This is a genomic window from Veillonella sp. 20925_1_51 (assembly GCF_041431445.1).
GTDB lineage: Bacteria > Bacillota > Negativicutes > Veillonellales > Veillonellaceae > Veillonella > Veillonella nakazawae.
Genome location: NZ_JAPVXT010000002.1, coordinates 43,563 through 64,846, shown reverse-complemented (window position 1 = coordinate 64,846; position 21,284 = coordinate 43,563). Strand labels below are relative to the sequence as shown.

The window sequence follows — 21,284 nt, the reverse complement described above, 5'->3', positions numbered from 1 at the left end:
TTATAGGAACCTCTTTTATAATGCTTTAATTTACATGAATTTGATATAAGGTTATATTACTTATAAGTGTGTTTTTTGATTTGTGGTGGTTTTATATGTTTTACAATTACGATAGATATAGCAATTGTAAAAGCTATCAAAAAGGATTCTTTTGCGAAGCTAATGGCAATAGTTTCTTGTCCCATTAGCATATAATAAATGGATCGATAAAAGCTGAGGCCTGGTAGTAAAGGGAATAAGCTAGTCATTAGGAAAACTATAGCAGGGCATTTCCGTTTAACAGCCAATATTCTTGATGCTATGGCGATGATAAAACCACTGATGAATATGGAGAGCATAACATTAGACTGTAGTGAAGATAATGTTAAGAACAAGAACCATGAGATGAATCCTAATATTGTACAATCGATAAAATGTTGTTTAGCTACACGGAATAAGATTGCAAATGCTGTAGTACCAATACCAGCCATTATACTACGCATAAACATAGAGGTTAAGGAATTAGTATCTAAATTAGAGGTATAAAGAGGAATCATTTGTGTGTTGAAGAGTAGTGATTGTACTACTGCGACCCCTACAGCCATTGAAATACAGGTAAGTAACGCGCCCATCATAAGGGTTATTCCTGTATTATAGTTATTCTGGCTATACTCTCTAATAGCATTGACGAAAGGAACTCCGGGAACAATGTCAATCATGGCTCCTAGTAATATAACTGATAGGTTGGAGCCTAATTCAAAGTGGATAAAGAGATTACCCAATAAGGCTATTAGAATACTACCTAAAATGGTAATCAATACATCAGAGCTAAGTATGCGTTTAATCGTACACATATAGACGCCTAATATTAAGCCTATAATACCTGCAATTATAGAGTCTGTTATAGAACTACCAATTGCATAGCTAAAGCCCGAAGCTCCTAACGTATAAGCTGCTAATCTCCAAAAAAAAGAATAGTCTGACATGGTATCAATTTGATTAAGTTCACTTTCAATCTCCTCAATAGTAATATTTTTTTGTGTGATACGTCGGGAGAGAGCATTAACAGATTCAATTTTACTGAGGTTAATATCGACTTCAGGAACGTTATAAATACGAGTAATTTCAGTTCCATCAGCTTTCTTAGCAGTTGCAAAAATACCTCTATTGGATACGTAGGCTTCTAAATCTTTAAAATTCATAGCTCGTGCTATGTAGTTCATAGTATCCTCTGTACGACTGATTTCGGCGCCACTGCTAAGTAGTATTTTTCCAGCTTTTAGTATAATTTCTAATTCCACACCTGTCATTATTTCCTCGTTATTCATTTTACTTCATTGTTATTTATATTGGACTTTTTGATAGGTCTATCTTTAGAAGATTCAGTTGGTTTTGATTCTTCCTGTTGTTCTTGTAGAATATTGATATTTTGATGTATAACTTCTTCATCTACTGAGAGATGCTCTTCCACATAGTCTTTTAGCTCTTGAACTGTTTCTGTATTTGAAAGTATTTCTTTTGCTTCATTATGAATATCTTCTTTAAGAGATTTTGTATCTGCTTGACTAATATCACCTAATGTATGGAATAGTTCACGTTCTTTTTCTGAAAGATTTTTGTGAGGACTATGTTTTTTTAATGATAAATGGAGCATCTTTCTTCGGAAGAGTTTTTCCATAATGATATCCTTACGATCACGGAGCCAGCCATAAATAAGAATAATTAGGAGTAATAGTCCCATATAACCGAGAATTGGGTAGAGAATACTAATCAAATCTTTAAAACCAAAGAAACTACATATATATCCTATGATTACTACAGAAATAATAACAATTCTCATTCTTTTTGTGCTGCCGTTGGCAAAACGTCTAGCAATAGAATAAAAAAGAGAGAATGCTGTATTAAAAATAAGTGAAAAGACTGTGATTGCATATATATATGCTAGCCAAGGATGAATTTGATTGGCAATAGCAAGAATCGGCAAATCTGCATCTTTTACTGTATCTAGATTTGCAAAAATAGAGATAGCAGCTATAAAAACAACTAATCCGACTAATAGGCCGCCACGAGTGCCACCTTTTTCAGCAATACCAATACGAACAACAGAACCACCTAAAATAAAGGCCATAGAAACAGCTGTCATAGCACATAGAGAATAATAATTAATGACAGAAAACCATACATTGCTTGTGGCTGGTTTGATTGTGTGGGCTATAGTATCTAACGCAGCCCAATCATGACTTTTACCAATAAAAGAGTAACCTGTAATGATGAATATCATTACAATCATAATAGGTGTAAAAATACCTAGAACATTGGTAATTTTATCAAAGTCCATAAATGATACGGTTATGATTAAAAGTGAGCAAATTAATCCGCCAATCCAAAAAGGAAGTCCAAATTGTTGTTCTAAGTTTGATCCTGCACCGGCTATCATAACGAAGCCCATAATAAAACTACCAGCGATTAGTACAAAATCAAGTATTCTTGTAATAATAGGATGGGAAATCTGTGTAAAAACTTCTTCATGATTGTCTGCACGATAGTAGCTCCCCAAAGAAAGCATGATTTTACCAAATGCGGCATTTAATAGACCTAGTAATAGAACACCAATAAGACCTATTTGGCCAAAACTTATAAAATATTGTAAAAGATCTTGTCCACTCGAGAGTCCTGCACCTACAATAACACCTATGTAGGCAAATGCAATTTTCCATGATTGTTGCATTATATTTTCCGCCTTTCAAATATATAACTTAATAATCTAATATTATATCATACTAATGATTCAATTGATGAAAATCTTACTGCCAATTTCTATAAAGTTAGCTAAGAATGGAGCTATTTATAGGCTTCAATTTCAATATAGCTATGTGGAACGTAAAAGTAAATAAATTAGAGGTCCCTAATAGTCACCTAGGTGATCAATTGGAACCTCTTTTATCGTGCAAGTAATTTGTATAGTTGTTAAACTATTACAGAATGCTTTTACCCATAGGGAATACAGTTTTGCCGAATACTTTGTTTACAAGTACAGCACCAGAACCGTAGAAGCCCAATAGGGAAATAAATAATTCAGACCATGCTGCAAGAGCGAAGAAGCCTGTTTTGCTGCCTAAGAATAGGTCTGTTGCAAGACCAAAGAATAGGAAGCAGATTAAGAACATGATAGCGAATACAACTTTGTTTGTTTTCAAAGATGCAATTGTACCAAAGATAGAGAAGATTAAGAAGCCTACAAAAGCGAATGCCAATTGCGTTACATCAAAACCTTTTTGAATTTCAGGACCGAAGGAGCCCATTTGGATCAACCAAACGCCAGCCATAGCAGACCAGAATAAACCGTAAGCACCGAATACAACAGAGCCGAATGGATTGTTTTTCTTGAAATCAAAATAACTTGCCATTAATTGGGCGATAGAACCTAATAAAACTGCCCAAGGGATAATAACAGATGTTGTAGGACCAGACCAGCCTACGCGGGACGTGGATACTACAAAACATACAATAGCTAAACCTAGTAGACCAAGACCTGTAGGATCAGCTACATTTTCACTCATTTCAACTTTTCTTACTTCGTTTTCCATTTGTTCCTCATTTCTCCGTGGGGGACAACTAACTACAACCATACAGTAAATTGTCACATGATTTTATGCTGTCATCTCCTGTTCAATACACTAGCTATTGAATTGACGGCGTATCTATGTGAAAGCACTGCCATATAAATGTAACATATATCACATTTTTGGGGCAATAGAAATGAGATAGTAAGAATGCTAAAAATGCATAGTGTGAAAATTTTACTAAAAGAAAGAAAATAAAAGAAAAACCACAGAAAATAGGAGTTAGAATGTTTTAATTCCTGTTTTTCTGCGGTTTAAACTCATAAATCGATTGATTTATATGAATTTGTTATAGGTTGATGACTATAATTTAAAATATTATTTATTTAAGTTTTCTACAATGCCTAGGATATCCTCTGCTTTACGAGCAATATGTGTTACGCCTAATTCTTGGTGGAGAGATTCTTCTCTAAAGCCCCAGGTAACACCGATACATAGTAGTCCAGAGTTTTCTGCAGTTGCTACGTCAACTTCAGAGTCACCTACATAAATAGACTCTTCTGGTGTAGAGCCTAGTTCTTTTAAGGCTTGGAGTACCATGTCTGGTGCTGGTTTACGTTGTAAGCCAGGTCTTTCACCAATAGCAACAGGTAAGCGATCACCGAAGTATTCTTTGTTGAGAGGTGTTACACCTTCTTGGATTTTGTTAGATACGATAGCCAATTTATAGCCTTGCTCACGTAATACATCAAGCATGTCTAGGATGCCTGGGTAGGGAGCTGTTGTATCTTTCAGATGCTCACCATAGTATGCTTTGAATTCATTGATGTATGGCTCTAATTCGTTATCTGCTACAGAACTTGGTAAACATTGACGCATCAAGTACGTTACTGCATTACCAAGCGCTGCCTTTACCTCTGCTAGAGACTTTTCAGGAAAGTTATGTGTACGTAGTACATGATTTACAGCATTTGCTAAATCTGTAGCTGTATCGAGCAATGTGCCGTCGCAATCAAAGACGATGGTTGTATATTTCATGGGGACCTCCGATGTTAAATCAATATGTACTTTATAAGTATATGATAAATATGGAGAAAATCAAGAGAATAGCCGTATTTGTTACTTTAATTGTGTTACAATAATAGCAGTATTAATTACAGTGTATAGGAGGCGTAGTATGACTGAAATACAAGCTCTTTTATTGATAAAATCTATTCTTGAATCCGCAGATATTCACGGCATTGAAAATATTCTAGCCGAGGATTGCGAATACATGTCCACAGGTCGTGGCATTATTGGCCGCAATCGTAATGAAAGTATTGAGTTTTTATCCTCTATGACTGAGTCTATTAAGGCTGATAATGTGCCTGTTACGTGCAAGGTGATGCATATTACCGATGTGTACGAGGAGGATGCGCTATTCCATGAGGGCCGTCATGGTTTGACTGTTTCTTATGAAAGCGGCGATAACTATGTGTATATGATTTTTGTAGATGTAAATGATGAAGGCCTTGTAGACCGAATTGTTTCTAGTCAGGAAAACTATAGTATTGAGTATGATGATCTTCGTTTTGGCGATGATGAAAGCGAGTATGCTTTTATTTCTGCACCAACTACGGTAAAGGATTGGATTACAGCCCTCAGCATGTGGCTTGAAACAGCGAATGTCGATGTGGATGATTTTTATCAGTACATCGATGAAGACACACGTGTTGTATTCCAAAAAGGCGATGCTGAATCCATCACCCTTGAAAGTGGCCTTGATGTAGAAGATTACTTTGATCAGCTCATGAACCAACACTTTGATGCGGTGCCTCATATCATTCGCGATGAAGAAGATGGCCTTATTTTAACCTATGGTCCTATGAGTGCCATTGCAACCCTCAATGAAGAAGGCGCACTAGCGCTTATTAGTATCTATATTGACACACGTGACGAAGATGAAGCCACTGATGAAGTTGGCTATATTGAAGAAGAACTAACCAAGACAACAACTACTGAAGAAGATTTATTTTAATTAACTCTATCAGTAAAATTTACTATACTTAGTCTAAATATATATGGTTAGCGAGATACTACCAGTTAAAAGTATTATATTTAGTCTAGAAATGTAAAAAACTACCAGTTAATTTCACGTTGTAGTAGATCGACCTCCTGTTATTGAAGATCGGTTTACAAAACAATATGACTAACTGGTAGTTTTAAATTTAATTAGAAATAATTATTTTTAACTGGTAGTATCTCTAAAATAGATATATGTAAGCGAACTAAAATAGTATTTACATTTCATCATGGTCCTTAATGAGACCAGCTTTTTTCTTTTTCCAATAGGAGTAGTAGAATGGCAAGATCACAATACAGCCGCCTAGACCCCATAGTAATTGGTTAGTTTGTGCTTGGGCGAGCATCCATAGGGAGGTGCCGATCGCAATAACTGGGATTAAATAGCCACCAGGGATTGTATAAGATCGAGTTTTGTCTGCCCATTTACGACGGAAGATAATAACTGCTAAACATGTTGGTAAGTATTGTGTAAAACGAGATACTGCACTGATGGCTGCTAATGTAGTAAAAGAACCAGACCATGCTAGTAATACACTGGCAATGGCTGTAACGATAGCTGCAACATATGGTGCATTATAACGATTACGTTTTGCTAGTGCACTTGGTAACATACCGTCTTCAGCCATAGAGGTAGCCACACGAGGTGCATAGTAAGCCTCCGCAAAGTTGATACCACCCATAGAAATCAGTGTTCCTACTAATACAACGTACATACCTATAGGACCTACAATTACGTTAAAAGCATCTTGGACTGGTGCTTTTGTATTAGCCAAGTCAGAGCCGAGTACACCGATAGATACGGCGAGGATTGCCATATATAGAACGGACACGAGAAGCATACACATGATAATAGCCCGTGGTAAATTCTTTTTAGGATTTTTCATATCCTCTGCAGCAATGGCAATAACTTCAAATCCTGTATAGGCAAAGAATAGAAGAACGGCAGCTTGTGCAAATGAACCATCTACATAAGTATCTTGCGGGAAGACTGGCGTAAAGTTAGCTCCATTTATAAAGAAAATGCCAATTGCAATGAATAGGGCAAGAGGAACTAACTTAGAAATAGTGATTAAGTTGTTAACAAATTTTGAAACGTTAACACCAAAGATATTTACAATCGTAAGACCTACAATCAAGATAAATGAAATAACATCTTTTGCAAAATCACCACTTAACGCCGGTACTGCAGCACCTAATGCGGTAGCAAAGCCAACGGCCATGGCCGCCCAAGCAATAACGGTTACAATCCATTTTAGAACGCCTACTTCGAAGGCCCAAAAGTCACCTAATGCATGTTTTGCATATAGGTAAGGTCCGCCATTACGTGTAAATAAGCTTGCTGCTTCAGCAAAGCAAAGGGCGATACAGCCTGCAATAACGGCGTCAAATAATAGGACGCCTAAACTAGCGGAACCAATGATAGAATATGCTTTGTTTGGTAGTAGAAATATACCTGTCCCTACAATACCATTGATGCCTAGGAGTACAATACTCCAGAAGCCAAATTTTCCTGTTTCTTTCATACTAAAACCTTCCTACTATTTAGTTATATTTTCTCGAGCTGCTGTTACAAAGGCAGCAAATAAACGTTTTGCATTCTCATCTGTTTCAGACATCATTTCTGGATGGAATTGGCAGGCTACTAACCAAGGATAGGAAGAGTCTTCTAAACCTTCTACAGTACCATCCTTAGCTCTTGCTACTACTTGTAAACCTTTACCAACATGTTTTACTGTTTGATGATGGTGAGAATTTGTAATCCATGTGGAGCGACCAATTGCACTTGCTAGTTTTGATTCAAATTCAATATCTACTGTATGAGTGCCAAGAGAAGGTGTTTGGTTTTGTGAATGTTTTATCGTACAGTTTTCGTCATACTTTAAATCTTGGTATAGAGAACCACCACGATATACATTTAAAATTTGAATGCCTCGACAAATACAAAAGATAGGAATTTGTTTTTCTTCCGCTGCTTTCAATAATGCAAAATCGAATTGATCTCGTTCAGGGAATACATCGCCTAGACCTTGCAATGGTTCTTCACCGTAATTAAGTGGAGATACATCATGGCCGCCAGATAATAATAAGGCATCAAGTTTTGCCACTGTTTCACGGGCTACATCGAGATTTTTTGTAAATGGAATGATAACTGGAATGCCACCAGCCTCTTCGATAGAGCGTGGATAATCATGGTTTACATAAGAACGTAATAAATCTACGTAGGCACCGCCGTTATCTCGTAAGATATTGCCAGATACACCAATGAATGGTTTTGTCATAATATCACCTCAGATGTGTAAAAATTTGTACAACTAGTATAGTTTTAGTATATCAAATATTCGTGAATAAATAATACTACTATTGTAATTAATTATAAAACTTATACATACTAAAATATGTTAAGATTGATACATTTTCTAATATTCTTATTAGCTCTGCAGGGAAATTATATTCATATATGTTTTATTAAAAACATGATATGATAGATAACAAATAAACTGTACGGGAGGTTTACTATGGTTTTTCTTACATCCTTACAGAGCATCATACCTATTGTATTGCTGATCTCGCTAGGATATATATTAAAAGGGCGAGGGATGTTTCATCCCATATTTAGTGGTAATCTATCTAGATTTATCATGTCTGTTGCGTTACCAGCCGGTGTATTCGTATCTGTATTGCATCATCTACATACATCGGATTTATGGGACCTTCGATATGGGATGCTAGCCGTTACATTAACCTATGTAATTGCGTATATCATTGCTTTTATCATGATGAAAGCACTGAAAGTACCTCGAGGTAGGCGTGGTATTTTTATAAATATGGTAGTTAATGATAACTGCTTATTTATTGGATTACCAGTGCAAATCGCCCTCTTTGGTCAAGATGCGCTACCATATTTCTTGTTATATTATATCGGTAACACTATTTCAGTATGGATGGTAGGGGTATTCCTTATAGAATTAGATCCACTGCCTAATGGCGAATTAGGTTTTGATAATAGTAAAACTGATGGTATAAGTAATAGCACAGTAGATACAGAAACAAAGCATAAGAAGTTTAAATTTGATTTGAAGAAGTTATTACCTCCACCATTGTTAGGGTTCTTTGTAGCATTGATATTCTTATTCTTTGAAATTCCTTTAGCACCAATTTTACATACTACATTAAATTACTTAGGTGATATGGTAACCCCATTATCATTGATTTATATTGGTATCGTACTTCATGATGCGGGGCTAAAAAGTATGAGTCTTAATAAAGATTCCATTGGTGGTATTATCGGTCGTTTTGTAATTTCACCGATTATTATGTTCTGTGTCATTATGGGCTTGCAATATGGAGCAGGTATCGTCCTAGAACCAATTGCAATCATTACCTTTGTTGTACAATCGGCGGGTCCCGTTATTGCAGTATTACCAATTGTAGCTAATGAATCGAAATCTGACTTGCCATTTGCTACAGGACTTGTCATGATTAGTACAATACTATTTGTGGTAGCTATACCAATTATTATGGAAATCCTAACTATGATAGGCATAACAGCATAAACAATAAAAAGGTCTGACTATAATGTCGGACCTTTCTTATTTACCTAAATATGTAAAAATGATAAACTATAAAATAAGTGTTAAAAGTATAAAATATCCTATTGCGTTTGAGGAGAGAATTATGAAGTTAAGGCGTTTACTAATATTAAGTTGTATTGGTGTTATAGGTGCAATGGGCATTTCTCAAGCCATTGAGGTCAATATTCCGGGAGCGCATCCAGATATTCCTAAAGAGGCCTATCAAGAATATCGTATTCAGGGGGACGTGGCAAAAAAAATTGATGACCGTCAAGCAAGGGAAGTAAAAAAATGGGCACAAAATCAACCAAATTATAATAATGAAAAATTAGCTGATGATATTTATAGATCACAAGAATTAGTGAGGGCGATTTATCAGTCTAAAACTGTATATATTATTACAGATAATGGGGCAGATATTAAATATACTAGTCCAAAAGAAAGTATATTAGGATGGTCTATTGATCCTAAACATTTTTCTAAATATCCTATTAAGAATGGTGGCATAACTTTGTCAGGAGTAGCTGATTATGGCTATGAAACAAGACCACAACCTAAAGGTTCTAAGTGGGAAAATACAAATGTTGAGTATGCAGACGTAAATAAATCTATCATACAGGATGTGATTAGAAAGAATTTAGAAAAAGAAAAGATAGTTCCTCGGTTTGTAGATGGAGGTGTTTTTACATATCCTGGTCTAGAGAAAGCAACTTGGGATGTAATAGGCTTAGATAATCATCATGTAGAGGGGACAATTAATTTTACGTTACCGAAAACACCGACTCTTTCTTATCATATAGGGCAATCCCTCAATAATGATATTATAAAAAATATTATTAAAGACGATACGCAACGTTCTATCTCGGACACAATGGGACCATTGGCTAATTTTGTGTTACCTTCGATTAAGTCTGCTAGTGATGTGTTGGAATATACTGATCCAGTACGTCTTGGACCTTATACATTCAGAGTATTAAAAAATAGTAAATTTAAGGAGCATGAAGTTATAGGTAAAGCGGATTATGATATCTATCAAGCAGGACGTATTAAGGCTGTATTGGGTAAGCAACCTTTAGCAGAAGGTCTTAGTGTTGAGAAAAAGAATATTCTATATAGTTATTTAAGAATGATTGTTGAAAATCATGGATTAAAAGGGCATAAACGATTACAATATGCCACAGTTTGGAATAATAGTGTACCTGCATTATACTTTGAAGCGGTTAAAGAAAATTCAACACTCTTTGGTATGGTATTATATGATAATCAAAATATATATACGTATTATTTATATAAACCACATGATGTTCATGTAAGTAATTATAAATTGCGTGATGTGATTCAATATGTAGATATTAAATCTAGTAAAGGGTTATTTGACAAGGCTACTGTAGGGATTGGTTTTACTCCGAATCGAATCCAATTTATGGAAGTACGTCCAGATAATAAAAAAGTTGTTAATGATAAAAAATAAGTAGCAATAAAAAATAATGTAATAGTTAGCGTAAAAAAGAGGTTTAACACTTGAGTGTTAAACCTCTTTTGTTATGATTATCTAAAAAATCTTCCAATGAGTGGCATGCTTGCACCATCATTTTTATTAAGTCCTTTTAAAAGAACCATGATAATAACGTAGAGCAATAAGCCTTCGATACCTGTGAGTATAAAGTTAACCCACATTGGTAAGATATCTGTTAAGTAGTGGTAACTCATAAAGATGAGTATACCCATGACACCGGCACTGACCACGTTTTTCCATAGTAAGGAAATATCAAGGAAGTAGCCTGTGTATTTTTTGATGTAAATCAAGTTAAGTAACGCTGCAAAGCCAATATCAGCAACGGTTGCCCAAGCGGCACCACCGATACCAAGCCATGGGATAGCCGTTAATGTCCAGTTCAGGATGACTTTGATTACTAACGCAATACCCATATTAATTACAGGAATACGCGGTTTGTTGAGACCTTGTAAGATACCTGTTGTTACTTGGTGTACACCGAGGAAGAAGATAGAGAACGCTGTAATTTGCGTTGCTAATTCTGCCTTAGGTGCATTATAAATCAAAGTAACTGTTGGGGCAGCTAAGACATATAATAGTACCGTAAATGGTACAGTAGCCATAAATGTCAATCTCATGGAGCCAGAGGTACGTTCATAAATACCTTGGTGATCGCGTTTGGCAAAGGCATGAGAGATAGCTGGTACAATGCTTGTTGCAAGGGCCGCTGTAATGATGGTTGCCAAGTTGATGAGCGGTACCGCCATACCTGTAAGGTAACCGAACAACTCTGTTACCTCGTTCATCGGGAATCCCGCATCTAAGAGTCGACGTGGTACGATGAGCAAATCGAGGTTAGCCGTCAGTGGCAACATGATACTTGCTAAGGAAATTGGAATAGACAATGTTAAGAGTCGTGACAAAATTTCTTTAGCTGATTCACGAGGACCATCATAGCTTTCACCAGTGCTACTAGCCTTAGGTAATTTATAGTAGTAGTACAAGAGGACTAGGAAGGCACCAAAGGCACCGACACCAGCACCTAAGCTAGCACCGCCTGCAGCAGCCGGTAGACCATAAGGTAACAAGATAGCTGCGGCACCGAGCATGACGATAACACGTAACAGTTGTTCTACGATTTGGCTGACCGCTGTTGGCGTCATCATTTCATAGCCTTGGATATACCCGCGGAAGCAGGAAATCCACGTTACAAAGAATACTGCCGGAGCGAGCGCGATGATAGAGTAGTAGGCACGGCTTTCAGCAATGAGTCCACTAGAGATTAGCCAATCTGCACCAAAGTACATGGCAAGACTGGCGATAAAGCCTGTAATGGTTAACATTGTAAAAGATATATTAAATACTCTCTTAGCACCACCAAAGTCGTGTAAGGCTAATCGTTCTGCTGTCAAAATAGAGATGGCAATCGGCACACCTGCGCTCGAAATTTGTAATAGTAACAAATAGATAGGAAAGGCCATCTGGTAGATACCGATGCCTTCACCACCCAAGATACGGGATAGAAGAATCCAGTTAATACTACCGATGGCTTTCACTACGAAACCGGCAATGGTTAAAATTAAGGTTCCTTTTAAAAATCCACTAGCCATTGATTATAGTTTGTTGGAAGAACCTAAAACATTTTTAATTTTGTGAGCTACCATGCCTTTAATAGCATCACGAGCAGGTCCTAAGTATTTACGAGGGTCAAATTCGGATGGATTTTGAGCCAAGTATTCACGTACAGATGCAGTCATTGCAAGGCGAAGGTCTGTATCGATGTTGATTTTGCAAACTGCCATTTGAGCTGCTTTGCGAAGCATTTCTTCAGGTACGCCTTGTGCACCAGGAATGTTGCCACCAAATTCGTTACATTTTGCTACGAATTCAGGCAATACGGAGGATGCGCCATGTAATACGATAGGGAAGTCAGGCAACAATTCGCCAACTTTTTTTAAACGGTCGAAGTCAAGGTAAGGGTCGCCTTTAAATTTATAAGCACCGTGGCTAGTACCAATAGCAATTGCTAAGGAGTCTACGCCTGTAAGATGTACGAATTCAGCAGCTTGTTCTGGGTCAGTGAAGCGAGCATCTGCATCAGATACGTTTACATCATCTTCAACGCCAGCCAAACGGCCTAGTTCTGCTTCTACTACAACGCCATGAGCGTGAGCATATTCAACAACTTGTTTAGTAATTTTTACGTTTTCATCAAAGTCATGGTGAGATGCGTCGATCATAACGGATGTGAAACCACCATCTACACAGTCTTTACAGATTTCGAAGGAATCGCCGTGATCAAGGTGAAGAGCGATAGGCAAATTGCTATCTTCAAGAGCTGCTTCTACGAGTTTTACAAGGTAAATATGTTTAGCATATTTACGAGCACCTGCAGATACTTGCAAGATAAGAGGGGATTGTTCCTCTTTTGCAGCGTCTACGATACCTTGTACGATTTCCATGTTGTTTACATTGAAAGCGCCAACAGCATAGCCGCCTTCATAGGCTTTTTTGAACATTTCTGTAGTAGTAACTAATGGCATGTTGTCCTCCTTGGCCATAGGCCTGTCATATCATGTTATTAATACTGTGACTGCTAGTATTTCTAGCGCATATGAGCTAGATAAAAAACTAGTGTTATTGCAATCATATATCAATTCAAGTTAAGTATATCAAGAAACACTATAAAGGGCCAATATTTTTTGTATAACTTATGCATAAAATTCGTCAAATTTTATGGCCCATGTGGGTTAATTTTTATGTATTGGTGTTTATTTAGTAAATATTGATTACCTTAGTAGGTCATTAATGCCTTCATATCCGATGGTATTGGTGCCTGTAGTTCTAACCATTCATCTGTCATGGGATGGTAAAAGCTAACCCGTGATGCATGGAGTGCTTGGCGTCCAATATAATTTAAATGACCACCATATAAATCATCTCCCGCCAAGGGATATCCCAGTTGAGATAGATGGACACGAATTTGATGGGTTCGCCCTGTATGTAACAAACATTGAACATGAGTGAAGTATTGGTCTACCATATTTTGACTAATGGCATTACTACTAAGAACCGTTATATCTGTGTGCGCTGGTTTACCTTCGATTGTACAACAACGCTCAATAATACTGCCTGGTTTGCGTCCGATAGGCCACTGAATGCTTATGTGATTAGTAGGTAATTGACCTTCTACAATAGCGTCGTAGTTTTTATGGAAATGAGTACGCTTTTTATCAAACGCATGTTGTACAACAGATGTTTTTGCGATGATAACAATGCCAGAGGTATCCTTATCCAATCGATGAACCGGATGAAAATCATAATGCTGATTTGTCTGTTGGTAGTAATGTAGAATGCCGTTTGCTAAGGTATGATCTCGTACCGTTGAGGTAGGATGCATTAGAATACCTGCTTCTTTATTGATGACTAGAATATACTCATCTTCGTAGACAATATCTAGATTCATGGGACTTACACTAAATTCTTGCTCTGGTGTCAATTTCATAACGAGATGGTCACCACCATGTACTAGGGTGTTCCACGTAGCAGCATTGCCATTGACTGTTATGATACTGTCATTTCGCAATCGCCGCCTCATACGTTGGGAAATATGCTGTTGTTTTATAATGTGATTCATAGACTGCGTATGTACGTCAGAATCTACAATCAAGTCGATAATAGTTGCTGTTTTCATACATAATATTATATCAAATAAATAATGGATGAAAAATTTTTCATAATTCGTTGTCTTTATAGAAACCTTATAGTATAATTTTTATTAATGTTTTTTATATATTTTTTATGTATTGGTGTTTTATTTATTTGAATGCTTTGGCAGTTCAATTTCTTAAAACCATATATTGATGATTATATGGTTTGCTTTGTAAAAGGAGAGGTTTATGAATCTTAACAAGAAATCCTTATTAGTCGCTTGTGTGTTGGCGGCTATGTCTACAAGTGCTTTCGCAGCATCTACTACAACATCTACTACTAGCACAACAGTAACAAATCAAGATACAAAAACATCTACTAGTACAAAAGTTACACGTGAACAACATACTTCGACTATATCTACATCTACAACAACTATTACAGAAAAATCTTCAAACCGTTCTAGCAGTACCTCTGTGGGCGTAGGTGTTGGTATTGGTCGACTTGATACTTTTGTACCTATTTCTGGGGCTGTTAAAGAACCACCAGCAGCTGTTAAAAAAGCTATGAAGGTATTAAAAGATGACTCCTTATTACAACAGGGATATTTAGGCCTTGTTAAAGAAAAGGGAAAATGGGGTATCGTAGGTACTAATGGTCAAGTCGTACTTGCGCCAGCCTATAAATCTTTAGACGCATCTAGTAAAAAGGATGGTACGTTCTTTGTTGAGGAAGGTAAAAATAAAATTTCTCACATTAAAGGCGATGGTACTGTATTAGAATCCGGCAAAGAAGCGCAAGAAGCTTTATATAGCAGCCTTAATGAGAAGAATACGGCTGTTAAAGAGTTAAATGATTTTGATCCTAAAACTGCTAGTCAAAACTATCCAAGTGATTCTTATGTAGCTTTCACAGAAAAAGGTAAACTAGGATTTAAAGATGCAAATGGCAATGTAGTGATTCAGCCTCAATTTAAAGCGTTATCTGATGTAGAAACTAAATTTAGTGAGGACCGTGCCTTCGTAAAAGCTAATGGCAAAGCAGTTGCTATCGATGGTAAAGGTACTGTATTGTTTAATGCTCCATCTAATGAAGTATATCCATATAAAAATGGCTTAGCTGAATTCCGCCGTAAGGTTAGTCACTTTGGCCTTGGTGGTATTCTAGGCCTTGTAGGTATGGGATATTTCTATAATCACGGCGGGGTATATCTTGATGGCCTTGGCGGTCTTGTTGATGATGGCATGAAACGAGGCTATATTGATCGTAATGGTGCGGTTGTAATCGATAGCAAAAACGATTATGTATATCCTATGGAAGAACATGGTACCTTGGTTCGTAATGAAGGTAAATTAGGCTTTATGAATCGTCAAGGCCAATATGTAATTCAACCTGGCAACTATGAAGCAGGTACTATCGATATGAATAATGTATTGTTGACATTGAAAAACAAAGATACCAATAAATATGGTATTTTTGATATGGAAACGGGCAAACAAGAGGTGCCATTTAAATACGATACTATTGAGTTTGTTGGTGAACATGAAATGTCTGTTACTAACGATACAAATCGTTATGTAGTAGATATGGCTACTGGTCGCGTTATCTATAAAGGCGATAAATCTATGAACGTAAAAACATTCCTTGGTGATACGTATACATGGGTATATAATAAAGATGGTAATTATAAGATTCTATCCCTTGATGGTACAGTGACAGAAACTCCAGTTATGAAAGATATTTCTGGTACTGGTAGCTTCTCTCATGGTTACAGCCCTGTAAAAATTAAAGGCAAATGGGGGATTATCAACTCTAAAGGCGAGTTAGTAGTTCAACCTACTTACGATGAAATCACAATTTTATAATTATAACCTTAAGACTGCATTTGAAAGAGTGCAGTCTTTTTCTATTTCTTGACTATATTGATTATATGTATAAAATTTTTATATTTATCTATATATTTATTCAATAGATATCCAATGGATAATTCTTCTATGATTAATAATAGTTATAATTAAAAATATCGATTTACCTAGAAAATAAGCCTGTTATAAGGTATAATTATAGAGATGTATTCCGATTTGGTGTACATTTACACTTTCACTTGGAATATGAGGATGATGAAAGTAATGCTATGAACCCCATGCCCAACGGGTTCAGGTGTAGGAGGTATAAAATGGCTAAAGATTGTTCCTTTGACGTTGTGTCCGAAGTGGATATGCAGGAAGTAGATAATGCGGTAAACCAAGCGAAAAAAGAGATTGGTACGCGCTATGATTTCCGTGGTTCTAAAGCGGAAATTAGTCTTGAAGGCGACACTATCAAAATCATCGGTGATGATGAATATAAATTGAATGCCATTATCGATGTTTTAAAAGGCAAAATGGTTAAACGTAACGTAGCGATTAAAAATCTTGACTACGGCAAAGTTGAGCCAGCTGCTGGTGCTACAGTTCGCCAAATCATTACTATTAAAAAAGGCATTACAAAAGAAAATGCTAAAGAAGTAGTAAAAGCAATTAAAAACATGAAAATTAAGGTACAAGCATCTATCCAAGAGGATCAAGTGCGTGTATCTGGTAAGGATAAAGATGATTTGCAAGCAGTAATCCAAATGTTAAAACAATTGGATATCCCTGTAGAATTGCAATTCGTTAACTTCCGTTCCTAATAACATATGTCCATAAGATAGGGTTAGTTTGATTCATTGGAGTTGCTAACCCTATCGGTGTAGGAGGCCTTATGAAAGTAGAGGACATGAAGGGTGGCTATACCACAGGTTCATGTGCTACGGCAGGTATGAAAGCTGGTTTATTGGCCCTCTTAGATAAGAACATCGTGGATCAAGTGGTCATTGAAAATCCTCAAGGTCAGTATATTGAGGTGCCTATTAAAGCCGTAGAGGTCATATCTGATACAGAGGCTAAGGTGACCGTTATGAAAGACGGCGGCGACGATCCTGATGTAACTCATGGCAATGATGTGGAAACGACGGTGACTCTTGATGATACTGGTGAACTACGATTCCGGGCGGGCTTTGGCGTTGGGACGGTAACGAAACCGGGCCTTGCGATGCCGCCAGGAGAACCGGCTATCAATCCAGGGCCTAGGACGATGATGAAAATCGTCTTTGAAGAGCATTGTGTACATGGCCAAGGTGTAACGGTAACGGTGAGCGTACCAAACGGTATGGTATTAGCCAAGAAAACCTTAAACCATACCCTGGGTATCGAAGGTGGTATTTCCATTATCGGTACTACGGGTATCGTTAAGCCTATGAGTGAAGAAGGGTTCAAGAACTCGTTAGTACCTCAGCTAAAGGTTATGAAAGCTAATGGTTGTGAAACGGCTGTTCTCGTGCCGGGCCGTATCGGTCAGGATCTGGCGGAACAAGTTCTGGGTATACATAAGAACCAAATGGCAGAGACCAGTAACTTTATTGGCTTTATGCTGGAAAAGGCAGTACAAATTGGCTTCAAGCGTATTTTGATCATCGGTCATATTGGTAAGCTAATAAAACTTGCTAGTGGTAGTTTCCATACACACAATCGCATGAGTGATGGCCGCATGGAAAGTATTGTGGCCTACGCTGCTTTAGAAGGGGCATCCCAAGCGGTGTGTGAAGAGCTATTTAATTGCCAAACTACAGAGTCTACGTTCCCAATATTGGAGCGTGAAGGACTGACTGGGGTGTACCAACGTGTGGTAGATCGTGCATCGTTACGTAGTGAGCGATACATTGCTAATGAAGCAGAGGTAGGTATCATTATTACCACCTTAAAGGGTGAGATTTTGGCAATGGATAAGCATGCTAAAGAGATAGGAGAGCTTGAACAATGGCACATACCTTGTATATCGTAGGCATTGGACCAGGTAATCCTGATTATGTGGTGCCTAGAGGCCTTAATTTAATTAAACATGCCACCGTATTGGTAGGCAGTGAACGGTCCTTAGAGGACTTTCAAGAGCCTGGTCAAATTACATATCCTGTAACAGGTAAGCTTAGCTTACTGGCTGAGCAAATTGAGCATGAACTCAATAGCCATGATGTTGTAGTTATGGTAAGCGGTGATACAGGCTACTACAGCTTGTTACCGTATTTGAAAAAGAAATTTACTGCTAACCCTATTGAGGTTGTGCCCGGCATTAGTTCTATGACCTTTGCCTTCGCACGACTCAATGAGGTGTGGCATGATGCAGATTTAATGAGCTTTCACGGTCGCCAACCGGCACCAGAGAAGCTCGTATATGAAGCAGGTAAAAAGATGGGGTTCTTGACGGATCCTGAATATAATCCGGCGCATATTGCGCGTATTTTAATAGATGCAGGTTGGCCAAAAGAAACGAGAGCAGCAGCCCTTGAGCGTTTGAGCTATGATGATGAAAAAATTGTAGACTCCACGTTAGAGGTATTAACTGAGCTTGAAGGCTTTGGTCATTCTGTAATGGTGGTACTAGGATGAGACATTTTTTCGGAATTCCTGATGAGGAATTTATCCGCGGTGACGTGCCGATGACGAAATGCGAGATTCGCAAAGCCGTTATGAACGAGGCACGCATCGAGGAAGATAGCATCGTTCTTGACGTAGGTGCTGGTACGGGCTCTATCTCCATTGAAGCAGCCTTGGCAGCTCCTAAAGGGCATGTATATGCGATTGAGCGCTTTGATAAAGGCATCGACCTTATCAATGAAAATATGAAGAAATTCAATGTAAATAATATGACGGTTATCAAATCTAAAGCTCCTGAAGGCATGGAAGAATTGCCTGAGCTTGATGCGGTTATTATCGGCGGTAGTGCTGGTGGTATGACAGGCATCATGGATGAGGCGCAACGTCTATTAAAAATTGGTGGCCGTCTAGTTGTAACTGCTGTAACAATGGAAACTGGCTACACAATTCTTAAAGAGTTGAAAGGTCGTCCTTTCACGTATGAAGGTTACCAAATGTCTATCAGCCGTTACCGCAAGGCTGGTCCATATCATTTGTTAGATCCATTGAGCCCAATTTTCATTGTATCTGCAACGCGTATCGCAGAAGGAGAGTAATATGGTTGATGTACATATCGTAGGCGCAGGCCCTGGAGATCCTGAGTTAATCACTCGCAAAGGGTATCGTTTAGTGCAAGAGGCAGACGTTGTTATTTACGCTGGCTCCTTGGTAAACCCTGCCATTTTAGAGGCTTGTAAATCAAGCTGTGAAATCCATAACAGTGCTACTATGAACCTTGATGAGGTGTTGGCTGTTATGAAAGCTTCCGTTGAGGCTGGTAAAAGCGTAGTTCGCCTTCACACAGGTGACCCTGCTATTTACGGTGCGATTCAAGAGCAAATGGATGCACTAGCTGGCATGGGCATTTCTTATGAAGTTGTGCCAGGTGTAAGTTCTTTCCTTGCTACAGCAGCGGCATTAAAACAAGAATACACATTACCTAATGTGTCCCAAACAGTTATCATTACACGCATGGAAGGCCGTACACCGATGCCTCCAAAGGAAAAATTGCGCATGTTAGCAGCTCATGAAGCGACAATGTGTATTTTCCTTAGCGTTCAAATGTTAGATAAGGTTGTAGCTGAACTCATCGAGGGCGGTTATGACAAAACAACTCCAGTGGCAATCGTGGTAAAAGCGTCTTGGCCAGACCAACGCATTATTCGTGGCACATTGGAAACCATTGCGGATATCGTAGCGAAAGAAGGCGTATTGCGCCAAGCTATGATCGTAGTAAGCCATGTATTAGATAGTGAATACGAATTATCTAAGCTTTACGATAAAGGCTTTGCTCACATGTACCGCAGTGCTAAGGACTAGTATGATGAAAGAACTAGAAACTGTTGCATCTACAACTGGAGCTAAGAAGAATAGAACGGCTATTCTCTCTGTATCTGAACGAGGTGCAAAGCTAGGTCAACGCATCAAGTCTTTGGTGGCACCCCATGCGGATTGCTTTGAAAAGGAAAACCGTCCCTCTGGTGGTGAGGCTATTTATTTTGATTCCCTGAAAAACCATATTGGACAGATTTTCAAGGATTACGACCAAGTACTTTGTATTATGGCACTCGGTATCGTAGTGCGCATGATTGCACCGTATATTGAGCATAAATCCAAAGATCCTGCTGTAGTCGTAATGGACGAAGTAGGACACCATGTGATTAGCTTATTGTCTGGGCACCTTGGGGGCGCCAACGAATGGACGCAGTCCATTTCGCTGGCCATCGATGCGGACCCCGTCATTACAACTGCTACGGATGTAAACGGATTGCCAGCGCCTGACGTGTTGGCGCGCCATGAGCATCTGTTGGTGGATGATTTCCAAACCTTAATCAATGTGAACTCTGCCATCGTTGGAGGAGAACGAGTTGATTATTATATCGATGCTAGCTTACCAAATGCAGAGCCTTTAGAACAAGCTGCGAAAGCTCATATTGGTGAGCATGGTATGGTTCATGTTGTTTCTCTAGAGGAACTTGACTCCATTCCATGTAAAAATGAAAGCGCTGAAGAAGGTTCTTCTCGCGTAGTTATTACAGACAAAGTAATTGCAGAGTATGGTAATCAATTGATTTTGCGCCCTCGTACCTATACGATGGGCATTGGCTGTCGTCGAGATACGCCAAAGGAATTGATCGTTGACGCCATACAACAGTCGCTAGCAGCACATAAGCTTTCACCAAAAAGCCTTGTTACGGCAGCATCGGTTATCGTTAAACAAGACGAAGTAGGCCTTTTAGAGGCTATGCAAATTATGGGGTGGCCTATCGTGTTCTATACACAGGACGAGATGGCGCCACTCATTGAAGAAGAAAAATTAAAAGAATCTAATTTTGTAAAAGGAACTATAGGAGTAGGAAACGTATGCGAGACAACGGCATTACTAGCGGCCAAGAGCCGAACATTAATACAGCACAAAACAATTTATCCCAAAACAACGGTAGCCATTGCACAGGTAACATCAAAGTAA

Annotated in this window: 19 protein-coding genes; 10 read left to right on the top strand and 9 right to left on the bottom strand. The window is 38.1% G+C overall.

Annotated features, from left to right (window positions below):
- Positions 1 to 56: 56 nt before the first annotated feature.
- From O3607_RS02775 to O3607_RS02760, 4 genes are all read right to left on the bottom strand, one after another.
- Positions 57 to 1,289 carry a threonine/serine exporter ThrE family protein gene (locus tag O3607_RS02775; protein WP_371443280.1) on the bottom strand — a complete coding sequence of 411 codons (1,233 nt, stop codon included), beginning with the start codon at positions 1,287 to 1,289 and terminating at the stop codon, positions 57 to 59.
- A gap of 14 nt (positions 1,290 to 1,303) precedes the next feature.
- On the bottom strand, positions 1,304 to 2,707 hold the full coding sequence (locus O3607_RS02770; protein ID WP_371443279.1) for a hypothetical protein: 1,404 nt from the start codon (positions 2,705 to 2,707) through the stop codon (positions 1,304 to 1,306).
- 247 nt (positions 2,708 to 2,954) lie between these two features.
- Positions 2,955 to 3,566, bottom strand: coding sequence for an acetate uptake transporter (locus O3607_RS02765; protein ID WP_371443278.1), 612 nt, complete (start codon positions 3,564 to 3,566; stop codon positions 2,955 to 2,957).
- A gap of 354 nt (positions 3,567 to 3,920) precedes the next feature.
- Positions 3,921 to 4,580, bottom strand: coding sequence for an HAD family hydrolase (locus tag O3607_RS02760; protein WP_371443277.1), 660 nt, complete (start codon positions 4,578 to 4,580; stop codon positions 3,921 to 3,923).
- 139 nt (positions 4,581 to 4,719) lie between these two features.
- Here O3607_RS02760 and O3607_RS02755 point away from each other — a divergent pair, with 139 nt between their 5' ends.
- Positions 4,720 to 5,559, top strand: a complete 840-nt coding sequence (locus O3607_RS02755) for a hypothetical protein (RefSeq protein ID WP_371443276.1) — start codon at positions 4,720 to 4,722, stop codon at positions 5,557 to 5,559.
- Between the two features lie 262 nt (positions 5,560 to 5,821).
- Here O3607_RS02755 and O3607_RS02750 read toward each other — a convergent pair whose 3' ends face one another.
- Positions 5,822 to 7,129, bottom strand: coding sequence for an APC family permease (locus tag O3607_RS02750; RefSeq protein WP_156718910.1), 1,308 nt, complete (start codon positions 7,127 to 7,129; stop codon positions 5,822 to 5,824).
- A gap of 15 nt (positions 7,130 to 7,144) precedes the next feature.
- Positions 7,145 to 7,885 (bottom strand): gamma-glutamyl-gamma-aminobutyrate hydrolase family protein, encoded by a 741-nt coding sequence (locus O3607_RS02745; RefSeq protein ID WP_060924173.1) that lies wholly within the window; start codon positions 7,883 to 7,885, stop codon positions 7,145 to 7,147.
- 237 nt (positions 7,886 to 8,122) lie between these two features.
- Between O3607_RS02745 and O3607_RS02740 the strand changes: the two genes are divergently transcribed.
- On the top strand, positions 8,123 to 9,160 hold the full coding sequence (locus O3607_RS02740) for an AEC family transporter (protein WP_371443275.1): 1,038 nt from the start codon (positions 8,123 to 8,125) through the stop codon (positions 9,158 to 9,160).
- Between the two features lie 121 nt (positions 9,161 to 9,281).
- Positions 9,282 to 10,649, top strand: coding sequence for a hypothetical protein (locus tag O3607_RS02735; protein WP_308522894.1), 1,368 nt, complete (start codon positions 9,282 to 9,284; stop codon positions 10,647 to 10,649).
- A 77-nt stretch (positions 10,650 to 10,726) separates the two neighbouring features.
- Here the strand turns inward: O3607_RS02735 and O3607_RS02730 are convergent, their stop codons facing one another.
- The 3 genes from O3607_RS02730 to O3607_RS02720 all read right to left on the bottom strand — a co-directional run bounded on the left by O3607_RS02730 (position 10,727) and on the right by O3607_RS02720 (position 14,367).
- Complete coding sequence (locus O3607_RS02730) at positions 10,727 to 12,283, bottom strand: polysaccharide biosynthesis protein (protein ID WP_005386176.1); 1,557 nt, start codon at positions 12,281 to 12,283, stop codon at positions 10,727 to 10,729.
- Positions 12,284 to 12,286: 3 nt separating this feature from the next.
- Positions 12,287 to 13,216, bottom strand: coding sequence for a class II fructose-1,6-bisphosphate aldolase (gene fba, locus O3607_RS02725; protein WP_060924176.1), 930 nt, complete (start codon positions 13,214 to 13,216; stop codon positions 12,287 to 12,289).
- 251 nt (positions 13,217 to 13,467) lie between these two features.
- On the bottom strand, positions 13,468 to 14,367 hold the full coding sequence (locus O3607_RS02720) for an RluA family pseudouridine synthase (protein WP_371443274.1): 900 nt from the start codon (positions 14,365 to 14,367) through the stop codon (positions 13,468 to 13,470).
- 205 nt (positions 14,368 to 14,572) lie between these two features.
- On the opposite strand from O3607_RS02720, the gene O3607_RS02715 reads away from it, so the two are divergent.
- From O3607_RS02715 to O3607_RS02685, 7 genes are all read left to right on the top strand, one after another.
- Positions 14,573 to 16,189 carry a WG repeat-containing protein gene (locus tag O3607_RS02715; RefSeq protein ID WP_371443273.1) on the top strand — a complete coding sequence of 539 codons (1,617 nt, stop codon included), beginning with the start codon at positions 14,573 to 14,575 and terminating at the stop codon, positions 16,187 to 16,189.
- 311 nt (positions 16,190 to 16,500) lie between these two features.
- Complete coding sequence (locus tag O3607_RS02710) at positions 16,501 to 16,995, top strand: YajQ family cyclic di-GMP-binding protein (RefSeq protein ID WP_004696277.1); 495 nt, start codon at positions 16,501 to 16,503, stop codon at positions 16,993 to 16,995.
- A 71-nt stretch (positions 16,996 to 17,066) separates the two neighbouring features.
- Positions 17,067 to 18,185: a cobalt-precorrin-5B (C(1))-methyltransferase CbiD gene (gene cbiD / locus O3607_RS02705; RefSeq protein ID WP_371443272.1), complete on the top strand. Its 1,119-nt coding sequence runs from the start codon at positions 17,067 to 17,069 to the stop codon at positions 18,183 to 18,185.
- Positions 18,161 to 18,787, top strand: a complete 627-nt coding sequence (gene cbiE / locus O3607_RS02700; protein WP_054748360.1) for a precorrin-6y C5,15-methyltransferase (decarboxylating) subunit CbiE — start codon at positions 18,161 to 18,163, stop codon at positions 18,785 to 18,787. Before cbiD ends, cbiE begins: the two co-directional genes overlap by 25 nt.
- Positions 18,784 to 19,371 (top strand): precorrin-6Y C5,15-methyltransferase (decarboxylating) subunit CbiT, encoded by a 588-nt coding sequence (gene cbiT / locus O3607_RS02695; protein WP_054748358.1) that lies wholly within the window; start codon positions 18,784 to 18,786, stop codon positions 19,369 to 19,371. Before cbiE ends, cbiT begins: the two co-directional genes overlap by 4 nt.
- 1 nt (position 19,372) lies before the next feature.
- Complete coding sequence (cobM, locus tag O3607_RS02690) at positions 19,373 to 20,134, top strand: precorrin-4 C(11)-methyltransferase (RefSeq protein WP_371443271.1); 762 nt, start codon at positions 19,373 to 19,375, stop codon at positions 20,132 to 20,134.
- Between the two features lie 4 nt (positions 20,135 to 20,138).
- Positions 20,139 to 21,284, top strand: coding sequence for a cobalt-precorrin 5A hydrolase (locus tag O3607_RS02685; RefSeq protein WP_371443351.1), 1,146 nt, complete (start codon positions 20,139 to 20,141; stop codon positions 21,282 to 21,284).

What these genes read in the sequence shown, in the direction of transcription:
- cbiE (WP_054748360.1), top strand. Translation starts at nt 18,161, where the DNA reads ATGGCACATACCTTGTATATCGTAGGCATTGGACCAGGTAATCCTGAT.
- O3607_RS02745 (WP_060924173.1), bottom strand. Translation starts at nt 7,885, where the DNA reads ATGACAAAACCATTCATTGGTGTATCTGGCAATATCTTACGAGATAAC.
- O3607_RS02735 (WP_308522894.1), top strand. Translation starts at nt 9,282, where the DNA reads ATGAAGTTAAGGCGTTTACTAATATTAAGTTGTATTGGTGTTATAGGT.
- O3607_RS02760 (WP_371443277.1), bottom strand. Translation starts at nt 4,580, where the DNA reads ATGAAATATACAACCATCGTCTTTGATTGCGACGGCACATTGCTCGAT.
- O3607_RS02750 (WP_156718910.1), bottom strand. Translation starts at nt 7,129, where the DNA reads ATGAAAGAAACAGGAAAATTTGGCTTCTGGAGTATTGTACTCCTAGGC.
- O3607_RS02770 (WP_371443279.1), bottom strand. Translation starts at nt 2,707, where the DNA reads ATGCAACAATCATGGAAAATTGCATTTGCCTACATAGGTGTTATTGTA.
- cobM (WP_371443271.1), top strand. Translation starts at nt 19,373, where the DNA reads ATGGTTGATGTACATATCGTAGGCGCAGGCCCTGGAGATCCTGAGTTA.
- O3607_RS02740 (WP_371443275.1), top strand. Translation starts at nt 8,123, where the DNA reads ATGGTTTTTCTTACATCCTTACAGAGCATCATACCTATTGTATTGCTG.
- cbiT (WP_054748358.1), top strand. Translation starts at nt 18,784, where the DNA reads ATGAGACATTTTTTCGGAATTCCTGATGAGGAATTTATCCGCGGTGAC.
- O3607_RS02765 (WP_371443278.1), bottom strand. Translation starts at nt 3,566, where the DNA reads ATGGAAAACGAAGTAAGAAAAGTTGAAATGAGTGAAAATGTAGCTGAT.
- O3607_RS02685 (WP_371443351.1), top strand. Translation starts at nt 20,139, where the DNA reads ATGAAAGAACTAGAAACTGTTGCATCTACAACTGGAGCTAAGAAGAAT.
- O3607_RS02720 (WP_371443274.1), bottom strand. Translation starts at nt 14,367, where the DNA reads ATGAAAACAGCAACTATTATCGACTTGATTGTAGATTCTGACGTACAT.
- O3607_RS02775 (WP_371443280.1), bottom strand. Translation starts at nt 1,289, where the DNA reads ATGACAGGTGTGGAATTAGAAATTATACTAAAAGCTGGAAAAATACTA.
- fba (WP_060924176.1), bottom strand. Translation starts at nt 13,216, where the DNA reads ATGCCATTAGTTACTACTACAGAAATGTTCAAAAAAGCCTATGAAGGC.
- O3607_RS02710 (WP_004696277.1), top strand. Translation starts at nt 16,501, where the DNA reads ATGGCTAAAGATTGTTCCTTTGACGTTGTGTCCGAAGTGGATATGCAG.
- O3607_RS02730 (WP_005386176.1), bottom strand. Translation starts at nt 12,283, where the DNA reads ATGGCTAGTGGATTTTTAAAAGGAACCTTAATTTTAACCATTGCCGGT.
- O3607_RS02715 (WP_371443273.1), top strand. Translation starts at nt 14,573, where the DNA reads ATGAATCTTAACAAGAAATCCTTATTAGTCGCTTGTGTGTTGGCGGCT.
- cbiD (WP_371443272.1), top strand. Translation starts at nt 17,067, where the DNA reads ATGAAAGTAGAGGACATGAAGGGTGGCTATACCACAGGTTCATGTGCT.
- O3607_RS02755 (WP_371443276.1), top strand. Translation starts at nt 4,720, where the DNA reads ATGACTGAAATACAAGCTCTTTTATTGATAAAATCTATTCTTGAATCC.